The organism is Streptomyces sp. SCSIO 30461 (genome assembly GCF_037023745.1).
GTDB lineage: Bacteria > Actinomycetota > Actinomycetes > Streptomycetales > Streptomycetaceae > Streptomyces.
Map to the genome: position 1 here is coordinate 6,832,180 of NZ_CP146101.1, position 23,906 is coordinate 6,856,085.

The window sequence follows — 23,906 nt, forward strand, 5'->3', positions numbered from 1 at the left end:
AGGTTCGCATCAAAGGCGGTCGCGCCCCCAGTGAGCGGCTCACGAAGGCCGACATGAAAATGTCATACCGCGATGGTGAACCGGGCACTGGGCCTCCATGAGATCCACACCTCACAATCCTGAGCCACAGGACGTCGACGAAAACTCGTACGACTGACTCGGGAGGGGAACCCCATGATCGGCTCGACCACGCTCGTACCCGGCAAGTCCCCGTCTACGCAGACCGACGACCACCGTCTGGCCCTGCTCACCGCCCGGACGGGTCTGGAGCCCGACCTGGCCCTGCGCTACACCATCGACCCGGTGTCCGTCCTCGCCGAGTTCGGCCTGGTGGCGGCGGAGCCGGTCTACCTGGACGGACACGCGGAACGCCCGCTGGACGTACTGCTGGAGAGCTTCGACGACACGGCCGCGGCGGTCACCGCCGGGTGCAACTGGACCACACTGTCCGCGGCGGGCTCATGACGGCCGTGGACCCGGCTCACGCCGGATTTCCGGTGGGGTTCAAGCACCACCTGCGTGTGGAGATGGTGGCCGGGGAAGCGGTGTATCTGCTGTCCGAACGCGGTACCAAGGTGCTGCGGGGACAGCAGGTCGTCGCCCTGGCTCCGCTCCTCGACGGAACACGCACCCTCCCCGCGGTGATCGCCGAGGCGACTCCGGTCGTGCCGGCCGAGGAGGTGGGCCGGGTGATCGCCGCCCTCGCTCGCGCCGACCTCGTCGGCTACCGCGACCCGGGGGCGGACTCCGCCGCCGCGGCGTACTGGGAACTCGCCGGTATCGGCGGCCCCGACGTCGCGGCGACGGTCGCCTCAACCCCGGTGCAGGTGGTGCCGCTGGGGCGGACGGACGGCGCGGCGGCCAGGGCGGAGTGCCTGACCGCCGGGCTCTCCCTGGCGGAGACGGTGGGGGCGGCCGCCTTCGGCCTGGTGCTGTGCGATGACTATCTCGACCCCGCGCTGGCCGAGGTGGACGCCCGGTACCGGGCGGCTGGACGGCCGTGGCTGCTGGCCCGCCCGTGCGGTCCTGAGGTGTGGGTCGGGCCGGTGTTCGGCGCGGACGGCGGGCCGTGCTGGTCCTGTCTGGCGCACCGGCTGCGCGGCCATCGTTCGTCCGAGGCTCCGGTCCGGCACGCCCTGGGCCTGCCGGGCCCGGTGCCGCTGCCGGAGGCCTCGCTGACTGCGGTGCGGATGATGGGGCTGCACACGACAGTGCTGGAGGCGCTGAAGTGGGCGGCCGGGATGCGCTACGAGGGCCAGGGTGCGGTGTGCGCGCTGGACACACGCACCCTGCGCACCCGCCACCATCAGGTGGCCAAGCGCCCCCAGTGCTCCGAGTGCGGAGACCCGGGGCTGGTCGCCGCGCGAGTCCGAGGCCCCGTGGTGCCGATGTCACGGCCCAAGGCGAAGGAGTCCGGCAGCAACCACCGGGCGCTTTCGGCTGCCGAGGTGCTCGCGCGCTACAGGCATCTGGTCGATCCGATCACCGGCGTCGTCTCCTCACTCCAGCCGTCGCCGGGAACTCCGGAGGGCCTCAACCGCTGGATGTCCGGGCGGAATCTGGCCTGGCGCGGCCGTTCCCCCGAGGGGCTGCGCAGCCACAGCGGCGGCAAGGGCGTCACATCGGAGGAGGCGGAGGCCGGAGCGCTCTGCGAAGCGGTCGAGCGCTACTGCGGCACCCGGCAGGGGGACGAGCCGGTGGTACGGGACTCGTACACGGGTCTCGGTGGCGACGCCATGCACCCGAACGCCGTCCAACTGTTCGCCGACCGGCAGTTCCGCGACCGCGACCGCTGGAATCCGAGCCACTCGCTGATGCAGACGGTGCCGCCGCGCTTCGACGAGCTGGCGCCGTGCGAGTGGACTCCCGTGTGGTCGCTCACGGAAGGCCGGCACCGGCTGCTGCCGACATCGATGCTGTACTACGGCCCCGGACCCGATGGTGTCCAGGAGCCGCCCTGGGCGGACTCCAACGGCAACGCGGCGGGTTCCAGTCCGGAGGACGCCATCGTCCAGGGCTTCCTGGAACTGGTGGAGCGCGACGCGGTGGCGCTGTGGTGGTACAACCGCCTGCGGCGTCCCGCGGTCGACCTCGACGCCTTCGACGAGCCCTGGCTCACCCGGGCCCGTGAGGCGTACGCGCGGACGGGCCGCTCACTGTGGGTACTTGATCTGACGGCGGACTTCGGCATCCCCGTGATGGGGGCGGTGTCCCGGACCGACGGACACCGGCAGGAGATCTGCTTCGGCTTCGGGGCCCATTTCGATCCCCGCCTGGCTCTGCGCCGTGCGGTCACCGAAATGTGCCAGCTGCTCCCGCCACCGGTCGCCGGCGTGGGCGAACCGTTGCGCCGTAGACCCGGATTGCCGCAGGAACTGCTGGAATGGTGGTCCACGGCGACCGTCGAAAATCAGCCGTATGTGCTCCCCGATCCCGGAGAGCCCTCCAACGGCCCGTCGGACTACGTCTACACGCCGCGGGCGGACCTGCGGGCGGATGTCGAAGCGGCGGAATCCGCGGTTCGGGCCCGAGGCATGGAGCTGCTGGTACTGGACCAGACCAGGCCCGACGTGGGGCTGCCCGTGGTCAAGGTCGTGGTGCCCGGGCTACGCCACTTCTGGGCACGGTTCGCACCCGGTCGACTCTTCGACGTACCGGTGGAGATGGGGTGGTGTGATCGAGCCACACCGTACGAAGAGTTGAACCCGGTTCCCCTCTTCGTCTGAAACCAGGGCTGTTGTCGCCTGGCGCGGGCACCATCCCACTTTCGTCATTAGCATGCGGTTCTGCCACAGTCCCTCAAGGAGGCTGCGATGCCGGACCGCTCCCGAAGTGCCGTCCCGGATTCAACCAACGACGAACCACCCGGCAGAGACATTCGGGACCGGGGGCAGACCTCCGGACGCCTCCGCGTGGACTCCGCCGAGCGCAGAAACCGAGCGGAACTTCCTGCCCCGCGTATGGCACGGGCGATCACCACCGCCGCCCTGCTGTGCTACGCGACGGTCACCATCCTGAACGTGCTGCGGTGGGGCGATCCGACCACGTCCCGCCTCACCGTCAGCATGACGCTGATCGTGCTCATCTTCACCGTGCAGCTCGCGATCTCCGCCCCCGCCGCCCGCTCCTGGAGCATCCGGCGCAAGGTGACCGTGCTTCTCCTTCAGGCGCTGCTGACCTATCTGCCGCTGTTCTGGTACGGGACCTCATGGGGAAGCATGGAGGGACCGCTGGCCGCCACCGTGCTGCTGGCTCTGCCTTCTCGGATCGCCTGGCCGGCATTCGCCCTGGTGGTGGTCAGCATTCCGGTCTACGCGGCGGTCGAGGGGGAGCCTCTCCCACAGGTCGGGTACTACGTCATAGCCGGGATCTTCACCGGTCTGGTGATCTACGGCCTCAGCCGGCTGACCGACCTGGTGCACGAAGTACACGCCCAGCGCGCCGAGATGGCCAGAATGGCCGTCGTCCAGGAACGCCTCCGCTTCGCCCGCGACCTCCACGACCTCCTCGGCTACAGCCTCTCCGCCATCGCCCTCAAAGGAGAACTGATACACCGGCTCATCAACACCCGCCCCGAAGACGCCCGCGAGGAAACCGCCGACCTCCTCCGCGTCGCCCGCCAAGCACTCGCCGACGTACGCCTCGTCTCCAGCGGCTACCGCGACATGTCCCTACGCGACGAAGCGGAATCCGCAGCCGCGATCCTCACCGCAGCCGAAGTGGACACACAAGTCGACATCGCCTGCGGACGACTCCACCCGGTCGTCGACACCGTCCTCGCGACCGCGCTCCGTGAAGGCGTCACCAACATACTGCGCCACAGCAAGGTACAAAGGTGCAGCATCTCCGCCACCGCAGACGGAGAAACCGTGCTCCTCAGCATCGTCAACGACGGAGCAGAGCACCACAAGGCCCCCTCACCGCAACCGCGCCCGGCGAGCAGCGGGCTGGACAACCTACGGCAGCGCTTCACGGAGATCGGCGGACGGCTCACCGCCGAACTACGCGAAGACGGCCGCTTCCACCTCGAAGCCCACGCACCCACCCGGCCGCGGACCGGACACAACCCGGCTGACGCCACCGAGTCACGCACCGGCGAGAAGGTGGCCGCCTGAAGAGTTTCCAACCGAGGACGTCGTACCGACCTCCCGGCCCCGCGCATGGCACGGGCGATCACCGTCGTCGCGCTGCCGTGCTTCGCGACAGTGGCCATCCTGAACGCACTGAAGTGGGGCGACCCGGACAGATCGCGTCTCACCGGCTTCGCCCGCCAAGCACCCGCCGACGTACGCCTCGTCTCCAGCGGCTACCGCGACATGTCCCCACGCGGCGAAGCGGAATCCGCAGCCGCGATCCTCACCGCAGCCGAAGTGGACACACAAGTCGACATCGCCTGCGGACGACTCCACCCGGTCGTCGACACCGTCCTCGCGACCGCGCTCCGTGAGGGTGTCACCAACGCACTGCGACACAGTAAGGTACAAAGGTGCAGCAACTCCGCCACCGTTGACGACGGAACGGTCCTGCTCGGCATCGTCAACGACGGAGCACGGCACCACAAAGCCTCGACACGTGAACGGCCGGCGAGCAGCGGGCTGGACAACCTCCGGCAGCGCCTCACGGAGATCGGCGGACGGCTCACCGCCGAACTGCGCGAAGACGGCCGCTTCCACCTTGAGGCGTACGTACCCACCCGACCACGGACCGGAGACGACGAAACGCCACAGGACACCGGATCGCGCGCCGGCGAGAGGACAGCCGCTTGAGAACGACGACCTGATTCGCCCGGGGGGGACTGATGCTGTGCGTGAGGATTCTTCTCGCCGAGGACATGCACATGATTCGAGGCGCACTGGTCGCACTACTGCAACTCGAACCCGATCTGGAAGTCGTGGCGTCCGTCGACCGGGGGGACACCATCGTGAAGGCCGCGCTGGAGTCCAGACCGGACGTGGCGATCATCGACATCGACCTGCCGGGCATCGACGGCCTCACCGCCGCCGCCGAACTGCATGAGCAACTACCCGGCTGCCGGACCCTGATCCTGACCAGCCTCGGCCGTCCGGGCACGTTGCGCCGTGCGCTCACCGCCCATGTCAGCGGGTTCCTGCTGAAGGACTCGCCGCCGGACCAGCTCGCCGAGGCCGTGCGCGCGGTCGCGGCGGGACGGCGGGTGGTGGACGCACAACTCGCCCTCAGCGCCTGGGACTCACCGGAGAACCCGCTGTCGCCGAGGGAGCTGGAGGTGCTAAGGCTCGCCGCCCAGGGTGCGGACGCCGCCGAGATCGCCGGGTGCCTGTTCCTGTCCAAGGGCACCGTCCGCAACTACCTCACGGCCATCGTCACCAAGCTCGGCGCCCGCAACCGGATCGACGCGATCCGGATCGCCGAGGAGGCCGGCTGGATTCCCTGACCCCGTGTCCGCGGGCCGCTCCCCGTCCGGCCCGGCCAGTCCCAGCAGGGTGTCGAACAGCCCCTCGTCCAGCATCGTGGCCACCGAAAGGTCAGCCATGTCCCCGAAGCCCGAGTCATGGACGGCGGCACTCACCACATAGCGCTCCCCGACCGGGAACGTGCCGAAACTCCATTCGTCACCTGCCGCCTGGGTTCCGTCCGGCCGCACCAACCGGGTCGCGGACCCGTTCAGGGCGAAGCCGAATTCGGTGAACCGGAAGCGCAATCCCTGCCCGAGTGCCTTGCTGTACGCCTCCTTGAGCGTCCACAGCCGCACCATGGTGTCGTTGCGTGCCTCCTCACCCCCTTCGTCCAGCCGCTCCTTCTCGTACGGGGTGCACGCCTGGAGTTCGGATCCGGTGTGGGCGAGCCTGCGGTCGGCGCGCTCCACGTCGACACCCACCCGCCCGCGGCGGGTGACGGCGACGACCATCATCTCCTCGGTGTGGCTGAGGCTGACGTCGATCTGGTCGCAGCCTCGGACATAGGGGCGGCCACCGGGCTGGTAGGAGAGGTCGACCAGGTCGGGGGTGGTGTCGAGCACCGCGGCTGCCGTGTACCGCAGAAACAGCCGGGAGGCCACGAACCGGTCCCGCATCCCCTGCCGGGACAGGTTCTCGTAACGGCGCCAGTCGCGGCCCAGGATGCGGCGCACCGAGTCGGCCTCACCGCGCGGCAGCCAGCCGGGCATGGTGCCGTACACCAGGACGCTTCCGGTACCCGCCAGTTCCTCCCCGACCCGGTCCCAGGGGCCCGAGGGTCCGAGGGCGGGCAGCGGCCGTCCGATGAGGGCGGCCACACTCAGGCTCCCGCCGGTGCGACGGCCAGCGGGCCGGCGTCCAGGGCCGAGATCACCCCGGCCAAATCGACGGCGTCGGTGTCCGGGCGGGGGCACATGGGGATGCAGGCGGGGCTTCCCATCCGGCGCAGATACGGCGTGAGCACCGGGCGGGGGCCGATCTCCACGATGTGCGTGGGGTTCTGCTGGGCCAGCATGTTGCGGGCCGCGTCGGCGAACCGGATGGGTGCGGTGAGCTGCTCGGTCCAGTACGAGGCGTACAGCGGCTCGGTGACGAGCCGGCCGTACACGGTCGAGTAGAACGGCAGACGGGCGGCGCCACCGGGCACCCGGCGGGCCACGGCCTCGAACTTGGGCGCCATGGGCTCCATCAGCGGGGAGTTGAAGGCATGGGTCACCGGCAGATGCCGGCACCGGATGCCGCGGGCCGCGAGCCCGTCCTCGATCCGTTCGAGTCCGGCGAGCTCGCCGGACAGCACGGTCGCCTTGGCCGCGTTGACGGCGCTGATGCCGACGCCCGGCTCGATGGCGACGAGTTCGGCGATCTCGTACGGCGAGATGGGAGCGGCCATCATGCCACCGCCGGACGGCAGATACTGCATGAAGGCGCCACGCAGGGCGATCAGTTTGGCCGCATCCGCCGGTGTGAGCGCTCCTGCGACGGTCGCCGCCGCATACTCGCCGATGCCGTGGCCGAGCACGGCCACGGGCACCACTCCGACGGTCTCCAGGGTCCGTGCGAGGGCGTACTCGACGGCGTACAGGGCGGGCTGGGTGAAGGCGGTCTGGTGGATACGGGGGTCCTCGCTGAGGATCAGGTCCACGATCGAGAGCCCGAGGTACGGGAACAGGGCGTCGGCGACCTCGTCCAACTGGCTCCGGTAGCTGGTGGAGTTCAGATACAGGGCGGCGGTCATCCCCGGGTGCTGGCAGCCCTGCCCGGTGAAGACGAAGGCCGCGCGTACCCCGCCGCCGCTCTGGCGGACATCACGGGACGCCATGTGCCGGGCGAGCTCCCGCACGGTCGGGAACGCCCAGATGTCGTCCAGCTCGACAATGGGCCCGAACTCCTCCTCGATGTCGCCGTAGAGACTGAGCGCGGCGACCGAGTCCAGTCCGTACTCGACCAGCGGTACCGAGTCCTGCACCGGGCGGGAGAGATAGTGGCGGAGCCGCTCCAGCAGCCATTCACGGTGCACGTCGCCGTGGACGTCTCCGTGTCCGTCGTGTTCCTGCGTGGACATCGTGTGCTCCTAGGGGGACTAGGGGGAGGGAAGGCGGGGGGCGGGCGGCGCCTCGCGGCGGGTCAGGCAAGCGAGGACGCGTACAGGTCGTAGCTGCGGCGGCCGTGCAGCCGGGCGAGCACCTCCGCGAGCACCCGCTGCTCCGCCGCAGTCGGCCGGTCGGGCAGCGCCAGGCCGAGTCGGCGGCACAACCGGTACAGCGCGGCCGCCGGCCACGCCGTGTCCGCGAGGAAGCGGTCCGCTTCGGCACCGGCGGACTGCTGCTCACGCCACACCCCCAGGCAGGCCGCAGCGGCGAGCACCAGCGTGTAGCGGTCGGCGAGCCCGAGGCTGTGGGGGCTGGCCAGCGCCCGGCGGTCGCCCTGCGGCACATCGGCGAACGCCTTGCGCAGATCGTCCAGTTCGATGGCGAAGGCGCGGCTGAGAAAGCGGAGCACTCCGCCGTCCCTGCCCTGCCTGGGCAGCGGGACCGACTCGAACAGGTCGGTGCTCGCCACCAGGGTCGCCGCCAGCGGATCGGCGTCGCCGAGCAACGCCGGCTGCGCCAGATCGAGCGGCGGCAGGTCCTCGTGCAGCCGGAACAGCCCGGGCGGCGGCTCCGGGTCGGCGAACCAGGCGTGCTGGGCGAAGAACGGCAGCTGCGGCAGGATGCTGACCTGCCGTCCCGCGCTGCCCGCATGGCCGAGTGAGGTGACCGGCAGGTCCCTGAGCTGCTTCTGGAACATGGCGTACGCGCCTTCTTCGGCGAAGGTCGCCTCGCCGAGCACGGCGGACATCTCGTCCATGGCTTCCGCCATCAGCTTGGGCGCCAGGTAGGCGGCCGCCGCCGCGTACACACTCATCTGCCGGGGCAGCAGATGCAGCGCCCGAGTGGCCACCAGCGCGAGGCAGTCGATCAGCAGCAGATCGAGGAACGCTCCGGTGAGTACGTCCCGTACATGCTGCACATCGAGCGACGAGCGCCCGTCGCTCCTGGGGCGCACGGCGAACGCCGCCACCGTGCGCAGCGCCGTGTCGACGCCCGAGAGCACGATCGACGGGATCAGGCCCCGGATGACCAGGGACGAGCGGAGCGACAGCTCATAGCCGTCGCCGAGCCCGCCGACCAGGGCGGAATCCGGGACGCGGCAGTCCTCGATGGCCAGTCCGCCGAACTCGGCACTGCGCATCCCGGTGGTGGCCCGCCGACCCAGGTCGGTGACCCGGCCCGGTGGTAGGGCCTCCCGGTCCAAGAGCAGCACGGTGTGGCTGCGGGCCTGCCCCGGTGGTCCGGTGCGGGCGAAGACCACCAGGCCGCGGGCGCGCGAGGCATTGGCGATGCCGGTCTTGCTACCGCTGAGCAACAGCCCGCCGCCCGGTTCACGCTGCGCGGTGAACTCGTCCCGCACGAAGTCGTTGCCGTGGGCCACACCATGTCGGGCGACGGCGATCCGGTCCCCGCCGAGCAGCAGACCCGCCGCGAGCTCGCGGTGCTGCTCGCTGCCCGCGGTCCAGACCGGGGTGGCGGCGAAGAAGCAGTTCAGCCCGTAGCCGAAGCCGAGTGAGGCATCGCGCCGGAAGACGGGGCGCAGCACCCGGCCCAGTTCATCCATCCGCCGCAGTCGGCCGCCCTGCGCGGCGGGTACGAACTCCTCGTTCAGACCGTAGTGGTCGAGTACGGTCTCGGCGGCGGGCGGCACCTCGCCGGCTGCGTCGGCGGCGACGAACGCAGCGCCGCCGAGCGGGTTGGCGGGGTCGTCAAGCGGCCCGAAGGACCGCTCCAGCGCGTCGGAGCGCTCCCCCACGGTCTTCATGAGCCTGCCCCGGACGTCCCGGACGCCAGCAACTGCTCGATCTCGCGGTCGACGCGCTGGTGCAGCGGGCTGAGCTCACCGCGCAGGAACATCCTTCGCATCGCGGCGCGTTCCACCTTTCCGCTGGTGGTGCGGCGTACGGTGCCGGGGCGGACGAAGAGCAGCCCTCCGGTGCGCACTTCGTGCTCCTCGCCGATCCTGGCCTCCACGGTGGCAGCCAGCGAGTCGAGGTCGATGTCGTACTGGCTGCGGGCGCGCAGCTCCTGTACGACGACGACCCGTTCGCGGGCGCCGGGGACGGCGAACGCGGTGGCCGGGCCGAACAGGCCGCTGACCTGCTGGACGGTGCGTTCCAGGTCCTGCGGGTAGAGGTTGCGTCCGGCGACCACGATCACGTCCTTGATCCGGCCGGTGACATGGAGGATCCCGGCCTCCATCAATCCGAGGTCGCCGGTGCGCAGGAATCCACCGCCACCGGCGCGGCTGCCTCCCGTCGCGCTGCCGCCGGTGCCATCGGCGCCGCTCCCGTCGGCACCCCATCCGCTGCCCGCGAGCCGGGCGTCGAAGACCTCCGCGGTCTCGGTGGGGCGGCCCCAGTAGCCGGGGGCGACGCTGTCTCCGCGTACCCAGATCTCGCCGATCCGCCCGTCGGGGAGTTCCTTGCGGCTGACCGGGTCGACGATCCTGACCTCGGAGGACGCGGGCGCTCCGCAGGGCGCGAACGGGTTGCGGGCGCCCGACGGGACGGCACCGGACGCCGGTGTACCGGCGCCCGAGACCATCAGCGTGGCCTCCGCCAGCCCGTAGGCGGGGGTCAGGGCGTCCGGCTCGAGACCGGCGGGGGCGAAGCGTTCGGCGAAGGCTTCGAGGGTGCCCGGGTACACGGGCTCTCCCCCGTTGACGGCGTGCCGCCAGCGGGTGAGGTCGAGTGCGGCGAGCTGGATGTCGTTGATCCTGCGCAGGCACAGCTCGTAGGCGAAGTCGGGGGCGCCGCTGACGGTGAGTCCGTAGCGGGACACGGTGTCGAGCCAGTGGAACGGCTTCTTGACGAACGTCTGCGGAGACAGCATCACCGTCGTCGCTCCCAGCCACAGCGGGTGCAGCAGCTGACCGACGAGGCCCATGTCGTGGTACAGCGGCAGCCAGCCGCCGAACCGCGAGCCGGCGTCAGTGCCCAGAGCGAGCCGGATGGCCTCCTGGTTGGCGGCGAGATTGCGGTGGGTGACCATCACTCCGCGGGGCTCACGGGTGGAACCCGAGGTGTACTGGAGGTACGCGATCTCGTCCGGGCCGGGAGGGGGAAGTGCCGGTCCGGGCTGTGCCGCCGTGCCGGCCGGAGACTGGCCGGTGCTCGTGGCGGCACCCGCCGGGGTGTCCGCGAGGAGGCAGGTCACCGCGCCGAATCCGGTCCTGGCCAGCAGTTGGGAGACCTCGGGCGCATGCCTGCTCTCGGTGAGCACACAGCTCACCGCCGCGTCCTTGACCACCCCGGCGATCCGCTCGTCGTGGTGGCCCCTGCTGCCAGGTGGCGGTACCGGGACCGCCACCAGCCGGGCATGGAGGCAGGCCAGGAAGGAGGCGGCGAACAGCCGCCTCGACGACTGCGGAATGAGCACCCGGTCACCGGGTGAGGTATGCGCGCGCAGCCGAGCGCCCAGCGCCTTCGCCTGGTGGCTGAGTTCTCCGTAGGTCACGCTCTGCGGCCGCAGCCGTCCGTCGTCCTCCGTCAGCAGGACCAGTGCGTCCCGCTCCGGGGCCTCGGTCGCCACGGTCTCGAACGTGTCGATGAAGGTCCGCTGACCGGTCACCGCAGTCCCCCCTTCCGTCGGGTCTGCCGGGCGGACCAGGCCGCCGGGACCTGTCCACCGGTGCCTTTGACGCTCCAGTCGGCGTACACGACCGGTGGGTTCGCTCCATCCGGTGGGTCCGCCTGCCGCGCCCTCTCGCGCAGCACCGCCAGCAGCACGGTGGTCACGGCAGCGAGTTCCGCCGCGTCCGGCAGGCCGCGCAGCACGGTGATTCCTGTCTCTTCTGCCATGGAGGAAGGGTGCGCCCGGGCGCTTGAGAGGGGCTCGCGGGCTACACGGACAGTGGCCGAGTGTCCCTTCCCGTGGAAACGCACGGGGGACGCACACCCCTTGATGGGTCTCGGAAGGGCAGGGGTGGCGTCCTCGGGCTCGGTACATGCGGTTCCGTGGCGGCTCGTCGCCGGTCTTGTGGGTGGTTGGTCCGTGTCCTTTCCGCGGTCAGTCGATCACGCGCTCATAGGCCAGGTGCCGGCTCCGTTCGATGGTGATGTCCGCCAGTTCGGCGAGTTCGTCGAGCGCGGTCCGGTAGACCCCGGACGCGACGGCGTCGGAGCAGCGGTCCGCGTCCCGCCACCAGTGGACTCCCGTGTACGACAGCGGTCTGACGGTCGAGCGGAGCAGATCGCTGCCGCCGAAGCCGCCGAGTGCCGCACAGCTCTCGCTGAGCCTTGCGTACCGCTTCTCGAACCCGGCCGGGTCGTGGTGCACATGGGCGGAGACGAGGACCACGGCCGCGTCGCCGACGACCGCGTTCTCCCTCAGTGTCCGGTCGACGCTGAGCGCCTGGTCGGCCTCGGTGTGCACCAGCGGGCCGAGCCGCTGGACATGTGCGACGAAGGTGTCGTCGTGCACGGTGTCCAGGAAGCCGCTGAGCCTGCGCCAGTGGCCGAGGTGGACGTAGACCCGCGGTCGGTCGACCAATTGCACGGTCACCAGGAAGTCGAAGCCGGGGCGGCGTCGCAGGAACTGAGCGTGGAGCCGGAACTCCTGCTCGAACTCGGCGATGTCGCCCTTGACCTCGAACCGGTTGATGACGGTGATCGGTCCGTTCGGATCACGTACCGGCACGCGTGTCCTCCGCGAACTGCTTGGCGTGGCGCAGGGTGGTGCCGCTGTTGGTGCCGAGCGCCTTGCGGACCAGCGCGCGGGCCTCGGCAAGGGTGGCGTCCGGGCCGAGCGCGCTGCGCACGCCTTCGGGGTCCAGGGTCACGGTGTGCCAGGAGGTGGCCCTGACCGTGCCGTCGCCGAGAGACTCGATCACCCAGCGGCCGGTGTGCCCGCTCATGGCTACGGGCACCCGGAGCTGCTTGTAGACGATCATCCTGCGGTCTTCGAAGCAGACCCGGACGGAGGTGGTGTTGTGCAGGGATCCGTCCAGGCTACGGGTGTCCATGTCCATGTGCTGGATTCCCGGCTCGTCCTCGGTGAGGTCGAGCCTTGCCACGTGCGGCAGCCGCTCCGGCCACAGGTCGGCCCGGTCGAGGAAGGCGTAGACGTCGCCGGCCGCACCCGCGATGGTCTCCGAGTCGCTGAAGGTGAAGTGGAGTTCGTCGCGGGCCTCGCCGAGCTCGGCGGCGTTCTTGAGCGCGGCGAGTTCGGCGCGGCTGTTGCGGTCGACGGCCTGCTCGATCAGCTCCTCAGCGGCGGGGTCGTCGCCTACGGCGCGGTAGTCGTGCAGCAGCACCACCCGGGTGGTGCCGTCGTCCACTGGCTCCAGGCGCCAGGCGCCCCCCATGGAGGCCACCGGCGCCGCCGGGACGACCTGGCGGAAGGTGATGCTGCGGGCCTCCGGGTCGAGGACGCGCCGCGAGGTCCAGGTGCGGACCTGCTCGTTGGCGATGGCCCAGATCCTCAGCAGTTGCTCACCGCCGGTCTCGGGTGCCTCCTCGATCACCTCGACGTGGACGGTGGGTCCGAAGACCTGCGGCCAGGCGGAGACATCCGCGATCAGGTCGTAGACGGCGGAAGCGGGCGCGGAGACGGTGACGGCGTGCTCGGTGACATGCGGTGCCGACGTGTCGGGCGTAACGGTCGCCACGGCGTACCTTCCCTTCAGTGCGGCCGTGAGAGCGGCCGGTTCAGAGTGACAGAGAGGGGCTCGAACTGGGCTTGAGCGCGAGTGGGTCGGGTGTGGTCGGTAGTGGTCGGAGTGATCAGCGGGCGGTGGAACCACGCGGCCGATGCCGACTCGGCCGGTCGGGCCGGGCTGTTCAGCGGTCGCCCGCCTGGTCCCCGTCGGCCCAGGCGGGCTGCCCGGTGATCTCCAGGACGGCGCAGCCCCAGCTGTATCCGGCGCCGACGCTGATCAGGACGCAGCGGTCCCCGGGCCTGGCCCGCCCGGACACCACGAGGTGGTCCAGGCTCGCGAACTGGTCGCCCGCGCCGAGGTGTCCGACGGTACGGCTCCAGTCCCAGGTGGTGCGATCGGGGTCGATGCCGAATGGCTGGTAGTAGATGGATTGGAGCCTGCGGCGACCGAAGTGGGGCAGGATCACCCAGCGTGCGTCGGCCAGTTCCATCCCGGCGTCGGCCAGCGCCTGCTTGATGACGGTCTGCTGGCCGTTGTGGGCACGGGTGATGGCGTACGACATGCCGACCCGGCCGATGAAGGCGCGTTTGGCCTCGTCGAAGTCGACGGGCATCCGGTGGCCGAACGGAGCACGGGTGAAGGGCTCGTCGCCCCTGTGCAGGGGTTCGAGGTCGGGATCGGCGAGCAGCGAGAGCGAGAGCATCCGCCCGAAGCCGCCGCGGCGGGAGAGCACCAGCGCGGTGGCCCCGTCGGCGTAGGGAGTGCCGGGGTCGGTACGCCAACGGTCGATGCCCGGTTCGCAGAAGCGGTCGGCGGTGGTCAGCAGTGCCTCGCAACTGCCGTGTCCCGCGCGGAGGTAGGCGGTGGCCAGGTCGATCGCCGCCAGTCCGCCGTTGGACATCTGCCGGATCTCCAGGGCCGGGCAGGAGTTGCCGAGCGCCTCGCGCTGGATGTACGAGGCGACCGGCCACAGATCCTGGCCCTGGTGGTACGTGTCGGCGTGCAGTAGCAAATCGATGTCCTCGGGGGCGCAGCCGGCGCGTTCCACCGCCGTACGGGCCGCGGCGGCGGCCATCTCGGCGGCGGAATCGTCGGGCGAGTACGCCACGGACACCATTCCGGTGGCGGAGGCCACCTTGGGTGGGCAGGCGCCCTGGGCGACGGCGTCGGCGACGGTTGCCACGCTGGGGAGCCGTACGGACGTCCCCCGTATGTAGATGTCTTCCACACGCACAGCTACTCCCGGAGTCGAGGGTTCTTCAGCCCGCTCGGACGGCGGTGAGCGGCACCATTCCGCCGGCGGGGCGTACGTCGTCGAGGAGCACGTAGTGGACGGCGTCGAGCAGGGCACGCCAGCTCGCCGTGACCGTGTTCTGGTCCACGCCGACGGTCCCCCAGCGGCGTTCGCCGTCGCGGTAGGAGATCAGCACCCGGGCCCGGGCGCCGCTGCCGGTCTCGCCGGTCAGCACCCGTACCCGGTAGTCCACCAGCTCCAGCCGGGCGAGCTGCGGGAAGAACGGGTCGAGCGCCTGGTGCAAGGCTCGGTCCAAGGCGTTGACCGGACCGTTGCCGTGCCCGGTGGCGGCCAGCGGGACGCCGTCGATACGCAGCCTCACGGCCGCTTCGGTGCGTACCTCACGGCCGCGCTCGCGTGCGACGGACACCTGCCACGAGTCGACCTGGAACGGCGGTTCGGCGGCGCTGCCCGCCAGTTCCTCGCGCAGCAGCAGCTCGAAGGAGGCGTCGGCGGACTCGAAGCTGTACCCGTCGCTTTCCAGTTCCTTGATCCTGGCGGCGGCACGGGCCACTTCGTCGGAGCCCGCTGCCACGTCGTAGCCCAACTCCCGTGCCTTGAGTTCGACGGACGACCGGCCGCCCATGTCGGAGACCAGGGTGCGCATGGCGTTGCCGACCCCGGCCGGGTCGATGTGCTGGTACAGGTCGGGGTCTATCCGCAGGGCCGACGCGTGCAGACCCGCCTTGTGGGTGAACGCGGAGGCACCGACGTAGGGAGCGGACGGGCGGGAGGGCAGGCCGGTGAGCTCGGTGATGGCAGCCGCGGTGGCGGTCATACCGGTGAGTAGCTCCGGGTCCACCGCCTTGTGCTGCTTCTTCAGGACGAGGTTGCCGATGACGGTGAACAGGTTCGCGTTTCCGCAGCGTTCGCCGTAGCCGTGCGCGGTGCCCTGGATGTGCGTCGCTCCCGCGTCCACGGCCGCCATGGTGTTGGCGACCGCGCAGCCGGTGTCGTCGTGGCAGTGGATGCCGACGGGGACGCCGGTCAGCGCGATGGTCTCGGTGACTATCCCGGCGATCTCGTCGGGCAGGGATCCGCCGTTGGTGTCGCACAGCACCACGGCCTCGGCCCCGGCTTCGGCGGCAGTGCGCACCACGGCGAGTGCGTAGTCGTGGTTGAGGCGGTAGCCGTCGAAGTAGTGCTCGGCGTCGAGGAAGACCCGGCGGCCGGCGTGCACCAGGTGGCGGACCGTGCTGCCGATCATGGCGAGGTTCTCTGCGAGGGTGGTGCGCAGGGCCCTCTGCACATGGCCGGTGTGGCTCTTGCCGACGAGGGTGATCGCCGGTGTGCCGGCCGACAGCAGGGCGCGCACCTGGGGGTCGAGGGAGACCGGGACCCCGGCACGGCGGGTGGCGCCGAAGGCCACCAGTTGAGCGTTTTCGAGCTGGAGTTCGGTCTGGGCCCGGTGGAAGAACTCCGTGTCCCTGGGCACGGCCCCGGGCCAGCCTCCCTCGATGAAGCCCACGCCGATGGCGTCCAGGTGGCGGGCGACGGCGAGCTTCTCATCGACCGTCAGGACCATGCCTTCCTGCTGACTGCCGTCGCGCAGGGTCGTGTCGTAGAGCTGAAGGCTCTCCTCGGCCATCCCGCCCCTCCTCACTCGCGCCGCCGATGCCCGTCACCCGACGGCTTCTGTCGGGCCACCGTCCGGCGCGGTCCTCGGGAAGGCCTGGAGCGGCGGTCGATGCCCGGTGCCGTCCGCTCCGTCGGAATCGCCCGCCGCGGCACCGGTGCGCAGCAGCTCGTCGACCTCTGCCGGGGTCCATCCGCACTCTGCGAGTACGTCCCTGGTGTGGGCACCGGGGCGGGGTGCGGACGGCGGCAGGGTGGCGGGGGTACCGGAGAACCGCGGAGCGGGCGCGGGCTGGGTGCCGTCGGGCGTCCGCAGATAGGTGCCGCGGGCCAGGTGGTGGGGGTGCCGCGCGGCTTCCGCGGCGGTCAGAACCGGGCTGACGCAGGCCTCGGTGCCGTCGAAGACGGCGGCCCAGTCGTCCCGGCCGCGTGTGGCGAACCGTTTCTCGAACTCGGCTCGCAGAGCGGCCCAGTTGTCCCGGTCGGTCCGCTCGGGAAGCGGTCGGCCGCCGAGTCCCAGACCGTCGAGCAGCGCCCGGTAGAAGCGCTCCTCCAGCGCACCGACCGCCACATACCGTCCGTCGGCGCAGCGGTAGACCGCGTAGTAGGGTGCCCCGCCGTCCAGCAGGTTGCCGCCCCGGCCCTGCCCCCACTCCCCCGCGTCGGCCATTGCGAGCAGCATGCCGAGCAGGGACGCCGTGCCGTCGGTGATCGCGGTGTCCACCACCTGGCCCCGTCCCGAACTTCGGCTTGCGTGGACGGCGGCGAGGATCCCGGTGACGAGGTACAGGGCGCCGCCCGCGAAGTCGCCGAGCAGGTTGACCGGCGGCACGGGAGGGCCGTCGGCCGGTCCGATGGCGTCCAGCGCCCCGCTGAGCGCGATGTAGTTGATGTCGTGGCCCGGGGTCTGTGCCAGCGGCCCGTCCTGACCCCAGCCCGTCATCCGCGCGTACACCAGCGCCGGATTGCGTCGGGCACACTGCTCGGGGCCGATGCCCAGGCGCTCGGTGACACCGGGGCGGAAGCCCTCCACGAGCACGTCGCCGCGCTCCGCGAGCCGTAGGACGGTCTCGGCTCCCCGCGGGTCCTTGAGATCGATGGCCAGCGAGCGCCGCCCCCGGTCCAGATACCGGTGCCAACCACCGAACGGCCGCTGCCCGTCTGCGCGGTCGACGCGGACGACGTCGGCGCCCATGTCGGCGAGCAGCATGCAGGCGAAAGGGGCGGGGCCGATCCCGGCCAGCTCGATGACGCGCAGTCCGCTCAGCGGTCCGCCGGTCCGCCGCCGCTCGGACTGCCCGTTCGCACGATGCGTGATCAGCATGCCGGGCACCGTAGGGACGGACCCTACAGAACGCCTCAAGCCGGACTCTCAAGGGCGGCCCGAGCGGCGACGGCGACACTTCGCACATCTGTGTCCCGGCGCCCGCACCGCCGCGTACGTCCTGCTCCGCGCGTACGTCCTCCTGCTCCGCCGCTTCCCTGCCCCGCTCTCTGACGAACCCCGAGGAACCCGAGGAAAGAGGCAAACCGTCATGACCGACCAGCCGTTCGACGGCCGTACCGTCGTCATCACCGGAGGCGGCACCGGCATCGGCCGCGCGACCGCCCTCGCCTTCGCGGGCCTCGGTGCCCGGACCGTGATCGTCACCGGACGCCGCAAGGACCGCATCGACGCCACCGCCGCACTCGACCCCGCCATTGTGCCGGTGGCCGCCGATGTGACCACCGACGAAGGGGCGCAGGCGGTCGCGGACGCAGTGGCGGTCGCCGGCGGCAGCCTGGACGTCCTGGTGCACAACGCCGGAGTGTTCCGGTTCAGCCCGCTCGCCGCGCTGGACGCGGACGCGGCCCGTGAGGTCTTCGACATCAACGTGCTGGGCCCGTTGGTGCTGACCCACCGACTGCTGCCGCTGCTGCGCTCGCCCGGCGGCAGCATCGTGCTGGTCTCCAGCCGGGGCGGCCACAACCCTGGCCCCGGCAGCTCCGTCTACTCCGCCAGCAAGGCGGCTCTGCACAGCTTCACCAGGAGTTGGGCGGCCGAGTTGTCCGGCCAGGGCATCCGGGTCAACGCGGTCGCCCCCGGATTCGTGCGCACCGACGCGTACGCCGCCAACGGGCTGAGCCCGGAGCAGGTGGAGGGATTGTTCGCCGGTGTCGTACACGGCATCCCGCTCGGCAAGGTGGCCGAGGCCGAGGACATCAGCTCCTGGATCACCCGCCTGGCCGACCCGTCGAACGACCTGGTGACCGGCCAGATCATCACCATCGACGGCGGTATGGACGTCGGCGGGGCCCAGTCATGAGCGGCACCGGACTCACCGGCGGCGGTATCGCCCCCTTCCGTGTGGAGATCCCCGAGTCCGATCTGGACGACCTGCGGCTGCGGTTGTCGCGCACCCGCTGGCCGGAGCGCGAGACGGTGACCGACTGGTCGCAGGGCACCCCGCTCGGATACTTGCAGGAGCTGTGCACCTACTGGGCTGAGCGCTACGACTGGCGGGCGACGGAGTCCAGGCTGAACGCCCTGCCCCAGTTCCGTACCGAGATCGACGGGCTCGGCATCCACTTCCTGCACGTCCGCTCCCGGCATGAAGCCGCCACACCCCTGCTGATCAGCCACGGCTGGCCCGGCTCGGTGGTGGAGTTCCTGGATCTCATCGGCCCGCTGACCGATCCCGACGACCCGGCCGACGCCTTCCATGTCGTCTGCCCCTCACTGCCCGGCTACGGGTTCAGCGACCGGCCCGCCGTCTCCGGCTGGACCGCGGAACACATCGCCGCCGCCTGGGACGAGCTGATGTCCCGGCTGGGTTACGAGCGGTACGCCGCCCATGGCGTCGACTGGGGCTCGTTCGTCACGGCCATCCTGGGCGAACGCGACACCGCCCGGCCCGCCGACACCCGCAGGCTTGTCGGCATCCATCTGACGATGCCGTTCGCCCGCCCGCCCGAGCAGCAGGTGGAGTTGTCCGAGCAGGACATGGCGGGCCTCGCCGCGATGAAGAGGTTCCAGCAGAACGAGGGCGGCTACTCGGTCATCCAGACCACCCGCCCGCAGACCCTCGGCTACGGGTTGACGGACTCCCCTGCCGGGCAACTTGCCTGGATGGCGGAGAAGTACTGGGCCTGGAGCGACCACGACGGCGACCTGGAGAAGATCATCCCGCGCGACCGGCTGCTCGACGCCGTCACCGTGGGCTGGCTGGCCGGCACCGCCGCGTCCTCGGCCCGGATCTACTGGGAGAGCCAGAACAAGCTCGCGCTCGGCCCGGTGGGCATTCCGGCGGCGGTCTCCAACTTCCCCAAGGACGGACGCATGCCGCGCCCCTGGATCGAGGGGCGCTTTACCGATCTGCGCCGCTTCACCGACCACGACCGCGGCGGCCACTTCCCCGCACTCGAACAACCAGAACTGCTGACGGCCGAACTGCGCGCGTTCTTCGGCCCCCTGCGCTGACCCTTCGCCCTCGCACTTCAGGAAGGATCCACCCACCGTGACCACACACGCCGCCGAGTCCGGCACCGAGTCCGGCTCGGAACAGCAGTCGCCGACCTTCCCGTACACCCGCGGCTGCCCCTTCACCCCGCCGCCTCAGTACACGGAGATGATCGAGGAGGACGTCTCCCAGGTGACACTGACCGGCTCCGGGCTGCGGATCTGGACCGTGACCGGCTACGAGACGATCCGCAAGCTGCTCACCGACCCCCGGGTCAGCGCCTCCCGCAAGCACGCGAACTTCCCCTTCTACTTCATCGCACCACCCGAGTACCGCACCGAGACCTCCTTCATCGGCTACGACGGGAAGGAGCACGCCTCCACCCGTCGCAAGGCCGCGCTGACCTTCACCAACCGGCAGGTGCAGCGGCTGCGTCCGCGCATCGAGGAGATCGTCGACGAGCACATCGACAAGATGCTGGCCATGGAACCGCCCGTGGACATGCACCGGGTGTTCTCGCTGGCCGTGCCGATGACCGTGATCTGCGAACTGCTGGGCATACCGCAGGACCGGCACGACTTCTTCATCAAGCACGGCACGGCCCTGCTCGGCGGCCACAGCTCGACCGAGGAGCGCCAGGCGGCGATCGTGGAGGTCAACGCCTATGTCGAGGAGCTGATCCAGCTCAAGAAGCGGGAGCCGGGCGACGACCTGCTGAGCCGGGCGATGGCGGACTACGAGGAGTCGGGCGAGGCGTACACCGACCGCGATCTGTTCAACATGGTCCGGCTGCTGATGAACGGCGGCCACGAGACCACCGCGAGTCAGATCTCGCTTGGCACCGCCTGCCTGCTGGAGAACCCGGACCAGCTCGAACTGCTCAGGAACGACAAGTCGCTGGTCAAGCCGGCCGTCGAGGAGCTGGTGCGCATCGCGACCATCGGCGACACCGCCGTGCCCCGGGTGGCACTGGAGGACATCGAGATCGGCGGCAAGGTGATCCCCAAGGGCGACGGCATCCTGTGCCTGGGCCTGGCCGCGAACCGCGACCCTGAGGTCTTCCCCGAGCCGGAGAAGCTGATCATCAACCGGGGCAGCCGCAAGCACCTGGGCTTCGGGCACGGGGTGCACCACTGCATCGGAGCGGACCTGGCGCGCCTTGAGCTGGAGCTCGTCTGGAGCAAGCTGTTCGACCGGATCCCGGGGCTGAAACTGGCCAAGCCGTTCCTGGAGATCGGGCGCAAGGAGGGCGCGGTCATCTACGGGCTGTGGGAGTTGCCGGTCGAGGGCTGGTGATCCTCCGGCGGCCGACGAAGCGGGCCCTGTCCTCTCGGAGGACAGGGCCCGCTTCGTCGCAGCCAGCAGCCGGCAGCGGCTGCCGGTTAGGACAGGTCGTCGGCCGGGATGTCCGGCCTCGGTGTGGTGCCCGGAACGCTCACCCGCGACGGCGGCAGCTCCCCGTGCACCAGGTAGCGGTCCACCAGGGCGTCCAGTCCGGGATTGCCCAGCAGGCGGTAGACCTCGTGGTCGCCCGAGTCCGCCACGGTGACCAGATGGTGGCCGAGGCGCTCCGCCATGGCGACACCGCCCGCGTAGTGGTCGAGGGGGTCGCCGTCGGCTTGGACGACCAGGCCGACGGGGTAGCCGTCGCGGGTGATGGCGGTCGGCGGCTCGGAGGGCGTGAAGGTGCGGAAGGCACCCACCCAGGGCTGGGCACGCAGCACGCCGTAGCCGTACGGGAAGCGGGTGCGGAAGTCGCGCATGTCCCGGTAGTAGACCTCCGGGTCGTCGGGCCAGGCGTGTTCCAGGGTGATGGCCTCCAGAACGCCGGTGCGCAGCTCGCCCTCGTTGTCCTGGGGCCGCCAGGTGCCCTGCTCGGCCAGCAGCCCGCGGGCGGCATCCTTGTCGCCTGCCGTGCCGGCGTCCGACAGCCGGGCGACGAGGGTGCCGAGGTCGGCCCACTGGGACCGGTCGGTGGCGCGGGTGCCGACGGCCCCGTCGAACAGCGTGCGCAACTGGGTTCCGCCGTCCAGCCTTTCGAGCTGTGCGACGACCTCCTCCACCCGGGCGAGCACTTGGCGGGCGTCCCGTCCGAGCCCGAAATGGCCGTGCCGGTCGGCGGTCCAGTGGGCCCACTGGTCAACATTGCGCTGGACGGCGTCGCCCTGCCACAGGAACTGCTCGCGCCAGGTCCAGTCCGGGTTGACGCAGGAGTCGAGCACACTGCGGTCGAGTCGCTCGGGGAACATGCTGCCGAACACCGCGCCGACATAAGCCCCGTACGCGTATCCGACGAAGCTGAGCCGCTCCTCGCCGAGTACGGAGCGGATGACGTCCATGTCGCGTGCGGTGTTACGGGTGCTGATGTGGGGACGCAGCGTGCCGCCACCGCGTTCACAGCCCAGCTCGCGCTGCCGCATGTCCTCGGCGAGCGCCTCGAACGCGGAGTCCGGCGGACGCGAGTCGAACGGCGCCTTGGGGACCGTCACTTCGGCGTGCAGCGGGGTGGACGCCCCGGTGCCGCGCGGGTCGAAGCCGATGAGGTCGTAGACCTCGTGCACCGGGGTGTCCGCGTAGGCGGCAGGAAGCGCCCGGCCACGGCCCCAGTCGCCACCGGGACCGCCGTTGACGGACAGCAGGATGCCGCGCCTGCGCCCGGGGTCGGTCGCCCGGCGGCGGGTGAGGGCGATGGTGAGGCGCTCCCCGTCCGGCCTGGCGTAGTCGGCCGGCACCTCGATGGTCGTGTGCTCGACCGGGGCCCCGGCGCCGCTCTCGTCGTCGGATGTGCTCGTGGTCCACCGCGGCTGCTGGGCGCGGAACTCGCTCAGCACGTCGGGCGGTGTTGTCGCGGACCGCATGGTTGCCACCGCAGAACCTCCCATTTCAGGTCAGGCGAGCAGCCTCTCGTCAGCGCCTTGAGAGGTCCTGGATCCCGGATCAGTCCCTGGCCCTCTGCGAGGCGGAGGGTACGGCGAGCGCGGCGAGCAACCCGGCGAGGCAGAACACGGCGGCGCCGGCGAGCGCGAGGCCGTATCCGGACACCAGAGCCTGTGGAAGCGTCCGTCCCCCGTCGAGCGCCGTCTCGGCGCGGGCGGCGGACACGGCGGCCAGCGTCACCAGGCCGATGGCGCTGCCCAGTTGGCGGGTGGTGTTGAGCAGCCCTGAAGCGAGTCCGGCCTGGCGGGGCGGCAACCCCGCGGTGGCGGCGTTGGTGGTGGCGTTCAGCACCCCGCCCATGCCGAAGCCGAGCAGCAGGGCCGGACCGAGCACACCCGTGGTGTACGCCGAGTGCTCGCCGATCCGTGACAGCCACAGCAGTCCGGCCGCCGAGAGGGCGAGCCCGGTGATCAGCACGGGCCGCGGGCCGGTGCGGGGCACGAGTCGGGATACCCCCCAGCCGCCGAGCGCGATCCCCAGCGACAGGGGCAGATAGCTGAGCCCGGTGCGCAGGGGGCTGTAGCCGAGCACCTGCTGGAGGGTCAGGGTGAAGAAGTAGAAGGTGCTGAACAGCGCGGCGATGCTGAAGAACGCCACCAGGTTGGCGCTGCTCACCGAGCGGTTGCGGAACACGGCGAGCGGTACCAGCGGGGAGGCGGCGAACTTGGCCTGGATCAGCACGAACAGCACCAGCAACACGGCTCCCGCACCGAGTGCGCCGATCACGTGGAACGAGCCCCAGCCGTAGGTGTGCGACTCGGCGATGCCGTACGCGAGGGCCATCAGCCCGGCGGTGACGGTGACCGCGCCGGGCACGTCGAGAGCGCGCCGTCCGGCGCCGCTGCCGGAGGTCTCGGGCACCACCCAGCGCACCAGGGCGAACAGCAACAACCCGATGGGCACGTTCACCAGCAGGATCCAGCGCCAGGAGAACCATTCGGTGATCAGCCCGCCCGCCAGCACACCGACCGCGCCCGCGGCACCCGACACCACGCTCCACATGCCGAACGCCCTGGCCCGTGCGCCGGGCGCGGTGAAGGTGGTGCCGAGCACGGTCAGGGTCGCCGGAGCCATGACGGCGGCGCCGAGACCCTGGAACGCGCGGGCGAGCACCAGGGTCGCCGGGTCGTCGGCCATCCCACCCACGCTGCTGGCGAGCGTGAAGAGCGCGACACCGGCGAGGAACACCCGGCGCTGCCCGAAGAGGTCGGCGAGCCGCCCGCCGAGCAGCAGGAAGCCGCAGACGGCGATGGTGTAGGCATTGTTCACCCAGTTGAGCCGGGTGGGGGCGAAGCCCAGCTCGACGCCGATCGATGGCAGGGCCACGTTCACGACCGAGGCGTCGAGCACGTTCATGAACTGGCCCAGGCAGCAGGCGAGCAGGATCAGGCGGAGGCGGCGACCGCCGCCTGCCTCGGCGGGTGCGGCATCGGAGGTTCGCAGACTCTCAGCGGTGGTCATAGCAGAACGCTGGGCCCGGTGGATCGACACCGGCTCGGGCCGCGGTCGACTCGGTCCTGATGTCTTCGAGGA

The 23,906-nt window shown here is 70.8% G+C and carries 19 protein-coding genes and 1 pseudogene; 8 read left to right on the top strand and 12 right to left on the bottom strand.

The annotated features are described in order from the left end of the window. Positions 1-174: 174 nt before the first annotated feature. The 5 genes from V1460_RS30685 (at position 175) to V1460_RS30705 (ending at position 5,413) form a co-directional block, all read left to right on the top strand. Positions 175-465: a hypothetical protein gene (locus tag V1460_RS30685; RefSeq protein WP_338676856.1), complete on the top strand. Its 291-nt coding sequence runs from the start codon at positions 175-177 to the stop codon at positions 463-465. Beyond that, positions 462-2,726 carry a TOMM precursor leader peptide-binding protein gene (locus V1460_RS30690; protein WP_338676857.1) on the top strand — a complete coding sequence of 755 codons (2,265 nt, stop codon included), beginning with the start codon at positions 462-464 and terminating at the stop codon, positions 2,724-2,726. The genes V1460_RS30685 and V1460_RS30690 overlap by 4 nt, the downstream gene beginning before the upstream one ends. 234 nt (positions 2,727-2,960) lie before the next feature. Then, entirely contained in the window at positions 2,961-4,115 is a 1,155-nt protein-coding gene (locus tag V1460_RS30695; protein WP_338676858.1) for a histidine kinase, read from the top strand. A gap of 45 nt (positions 4,116-4,160) precedes the next feature. Next, on the top strand, positions 4,161-4,766 hold the full coding sequence (locus V1460_RS30700; protein WP_338676859.1) for a hypothetical protein: 606 nt from the start codon (positions 4,161-4,163) through the stop codon (positions 4,764-4,766). Positions 4,767-4,798: 32 nt separating this feature from the next. Continuing rightward, positions 4,799-5,413 carry a response regulator transcription factor gene (locus tag V1460_RS30705; protein ID WP_338676860.1) on the top strand — a complete coding sequence of 205 codons (615 nt, stop codon included), beginning with the start codon at positions 4,799-4,801 and terminating at the stop codon, positions 5,411-5,413. A 141-nt stretch (positions 5,414-5,554) separates the two neighbouring features. Here V1460_RS30705 and V1460_RS30710 read toward each other — a convergent pair. The 10 genes and pseudogenes from V1460_RS30710 to V1460_RS30755 form a co-directional block, all read right to left on the bottom strand. Then, a pseudogene (locus V1460_RS30710) lies at positions 5,555-6,145 on the bottom strand (4'-phosphopantetheinyl transferase family protein); the annotation flags it as partial. 110 nt (positions 6,146-6,255) lie between these two features. Next, positions 6,256-7,497 carry an acyltransferase domain-containing protein gene (locus V1460_RS30715; RefSeq protein ID WP_338676861.1) on the bottom strand — a complete coding sequence of 414 codons (1,242 nt, stop codon included), beginning with the start codon at positions 7,495-7,497 and terminating at the stop codon, positions 6,256-6,258. Positions 7,498-7,559: 62 nt separating this feature from the next. Next, positions 7,560-9,290 carry an acyl-CoA dehydrogenase family protein gene (locus V1460_RS30720; RefSeq protein WP_338676862.1) on the bottom strand — a complete coding sequence of 577 codons (1,731 nt, stop codon included), beginning with the start codon at positions 9,288-9,290 and terminating at the stop codon, positions 7,560-7,562. Beyond that, on the bottom strand, positions 9,287-11,098 hold the full coding sequence (locus V1460_RS30725; RefSeq protein WP_338676863.1) for a fatty acyl-AMP ligase: 1,812 nt from the start codon (positions 11,096-11,098) through the stop codon (positions 9,287-9,289). Before V1460_RS30725 ends, V1460_RS30720 begins: the two co-directional genes overlap by 4 nt. Then, complete coding sequence (locus V1460_RS30730; protein ID WP_338676864.1) at positions 11,095-11,328, bottom strand: acyl-CoA carboxylase subunit epsilon; 234 nt, start codon at positions 11,326-11,328, stop codon at positions 11,095-11,097. Before V1460_RS30730 ends, V1460_RS30725 begins: the two co-directional genes overlap by 4 nt. A gap of 208 nt (positions 11,329-11,536) precedes the next feature. Beyond that, positions 11,537-12,166 (bottom strand): hypothetical protein, encoded by a 630-nt coding sequence (locus tag V1460_RS30735; protein WP_338676865.1) that lies wholly within the window; start codon positions 12,164-12,166, stop codon positions 11,537-11,539. Continuing rightward, entirely contained in the window at positions 12,153-13,136 is a 984-nt protein-coding gene (locus tag V1460_RS30740; protein WP_338676866.1) for an aromatase/cyclase, read from the bottom strand. Before V1460_RS30740 ends, V1460_RS30735 begins: the two co-directional genes overlap by 14 nt. A 172-nt stretch (positions 13,137-13,308) precedes the next feature. After that, the gene (locus tag V1460_RS30745) at positions 13,309-14,361 is read right to left on the bottom strand and encodes a ketoacyl-ACP synthase III family protein (protein WP_338676867.1); all 1,053 of its coding nucleotides are present in this window, start codon (positions 14,359-14,361) and stop codon (positions 13,309-13,311) included. 25 nt (positions 14,362-14,386) lie between these two features. Beyond that, a complete protein-coding gene (gene cimA / locus V1460_RS30750) occupies positions 14,387-16,009 on the bottom strand; it encodes a citramalate synthase (protein WP_338676868.1) in 1,623 nt (540 codons plus the stop codon). A gap of 33 nt (positions 16,010-16,042) precedes the next feature. After that, positions 16,043-17,320: a CaiB/BaiF CoA-transferase family protein gene (locus V1460_RS30755; RefSeq protein ID WP_338676869.1), complete on the bottom strand. Its 1,278-nt coding sequence runs from the start codon at positions 17,318-17,320 to the stop codon at positions 16,043-16,045. A 211-nt stretch (positions 17,321-17,531) separates the two neighbouring features. On the opposite strand from V1460_RS30755, the gene V1460_RS30760 reads away from it, so the two are divergent. The 3 genes from V1460_RS30760 to V1460_RS30770 are packed head-to-tail and all read left to right on the top strand — an operon-like array spanning position 17,532 to position 20,732. Beyond that, positions 17,532-18,302, top strand: coding sequence for an SDR family oxidoreductase (locus V1460_RS30760; protein WP_338676870.1), 771 nt, complete (start codon positions 17,532-17,534; stop codon positions 18,300-18,302). After that, complete coding sequence (locus V1460_RS30765; protein WP_338676871.1) at positions 18,299-19,456, top strand: epoxide hydrolase family protein; 1,158 nt, start codon at positions 18,299-18,301, stop codon at positions 19,454-19,456. The genes V1460_RS30760 and V1460_RS30765 overlap by 4 nt, the downstream gene beginning before the upstream one ends. A 37-nt stretch (positions 19,457-19,493) precedes the next feature. After that, on the top strand, positions 19,494-20,732 hold the full coding sequence (locus tag V1460_RS30770) for a cytochrome P450 (RefSeq protein ID WP_338676872.1): 1,239 nt from the start codon (positions 19,494-19,496) through the stop codon (positions 20,730-20,732). An 86-nt stretch (positions 20,733-20,818) separates the two neighbouring features. Here the strand turns inward: V1460_RS30770 and V1460_RS30775 are convergent, their stop codons facing one another. Further along, complete coding sequence (locus V1460_RS30775) at positions 20,819-22,294, bottom strand: alpha/beta hydrolase (RefSeq protein ID WP_338676873.1); 1,476 nt, start codon at positions 22,292-22,294, stop codon at positions 20,819-20,821. Between the two features lie 79 nt (positions 22,295-22,373). Then, a complete protein-coding gene (locus tag V1460_RS30780; protein WP_338676874.1) occupies positions 22,374-23,834 on the bottom strand; it encodes an MFS transporter in 1,461 nt (486 codons plus the stop codon). Positions 23,835-23,906 lie beyond the last annotated feature (72 nt).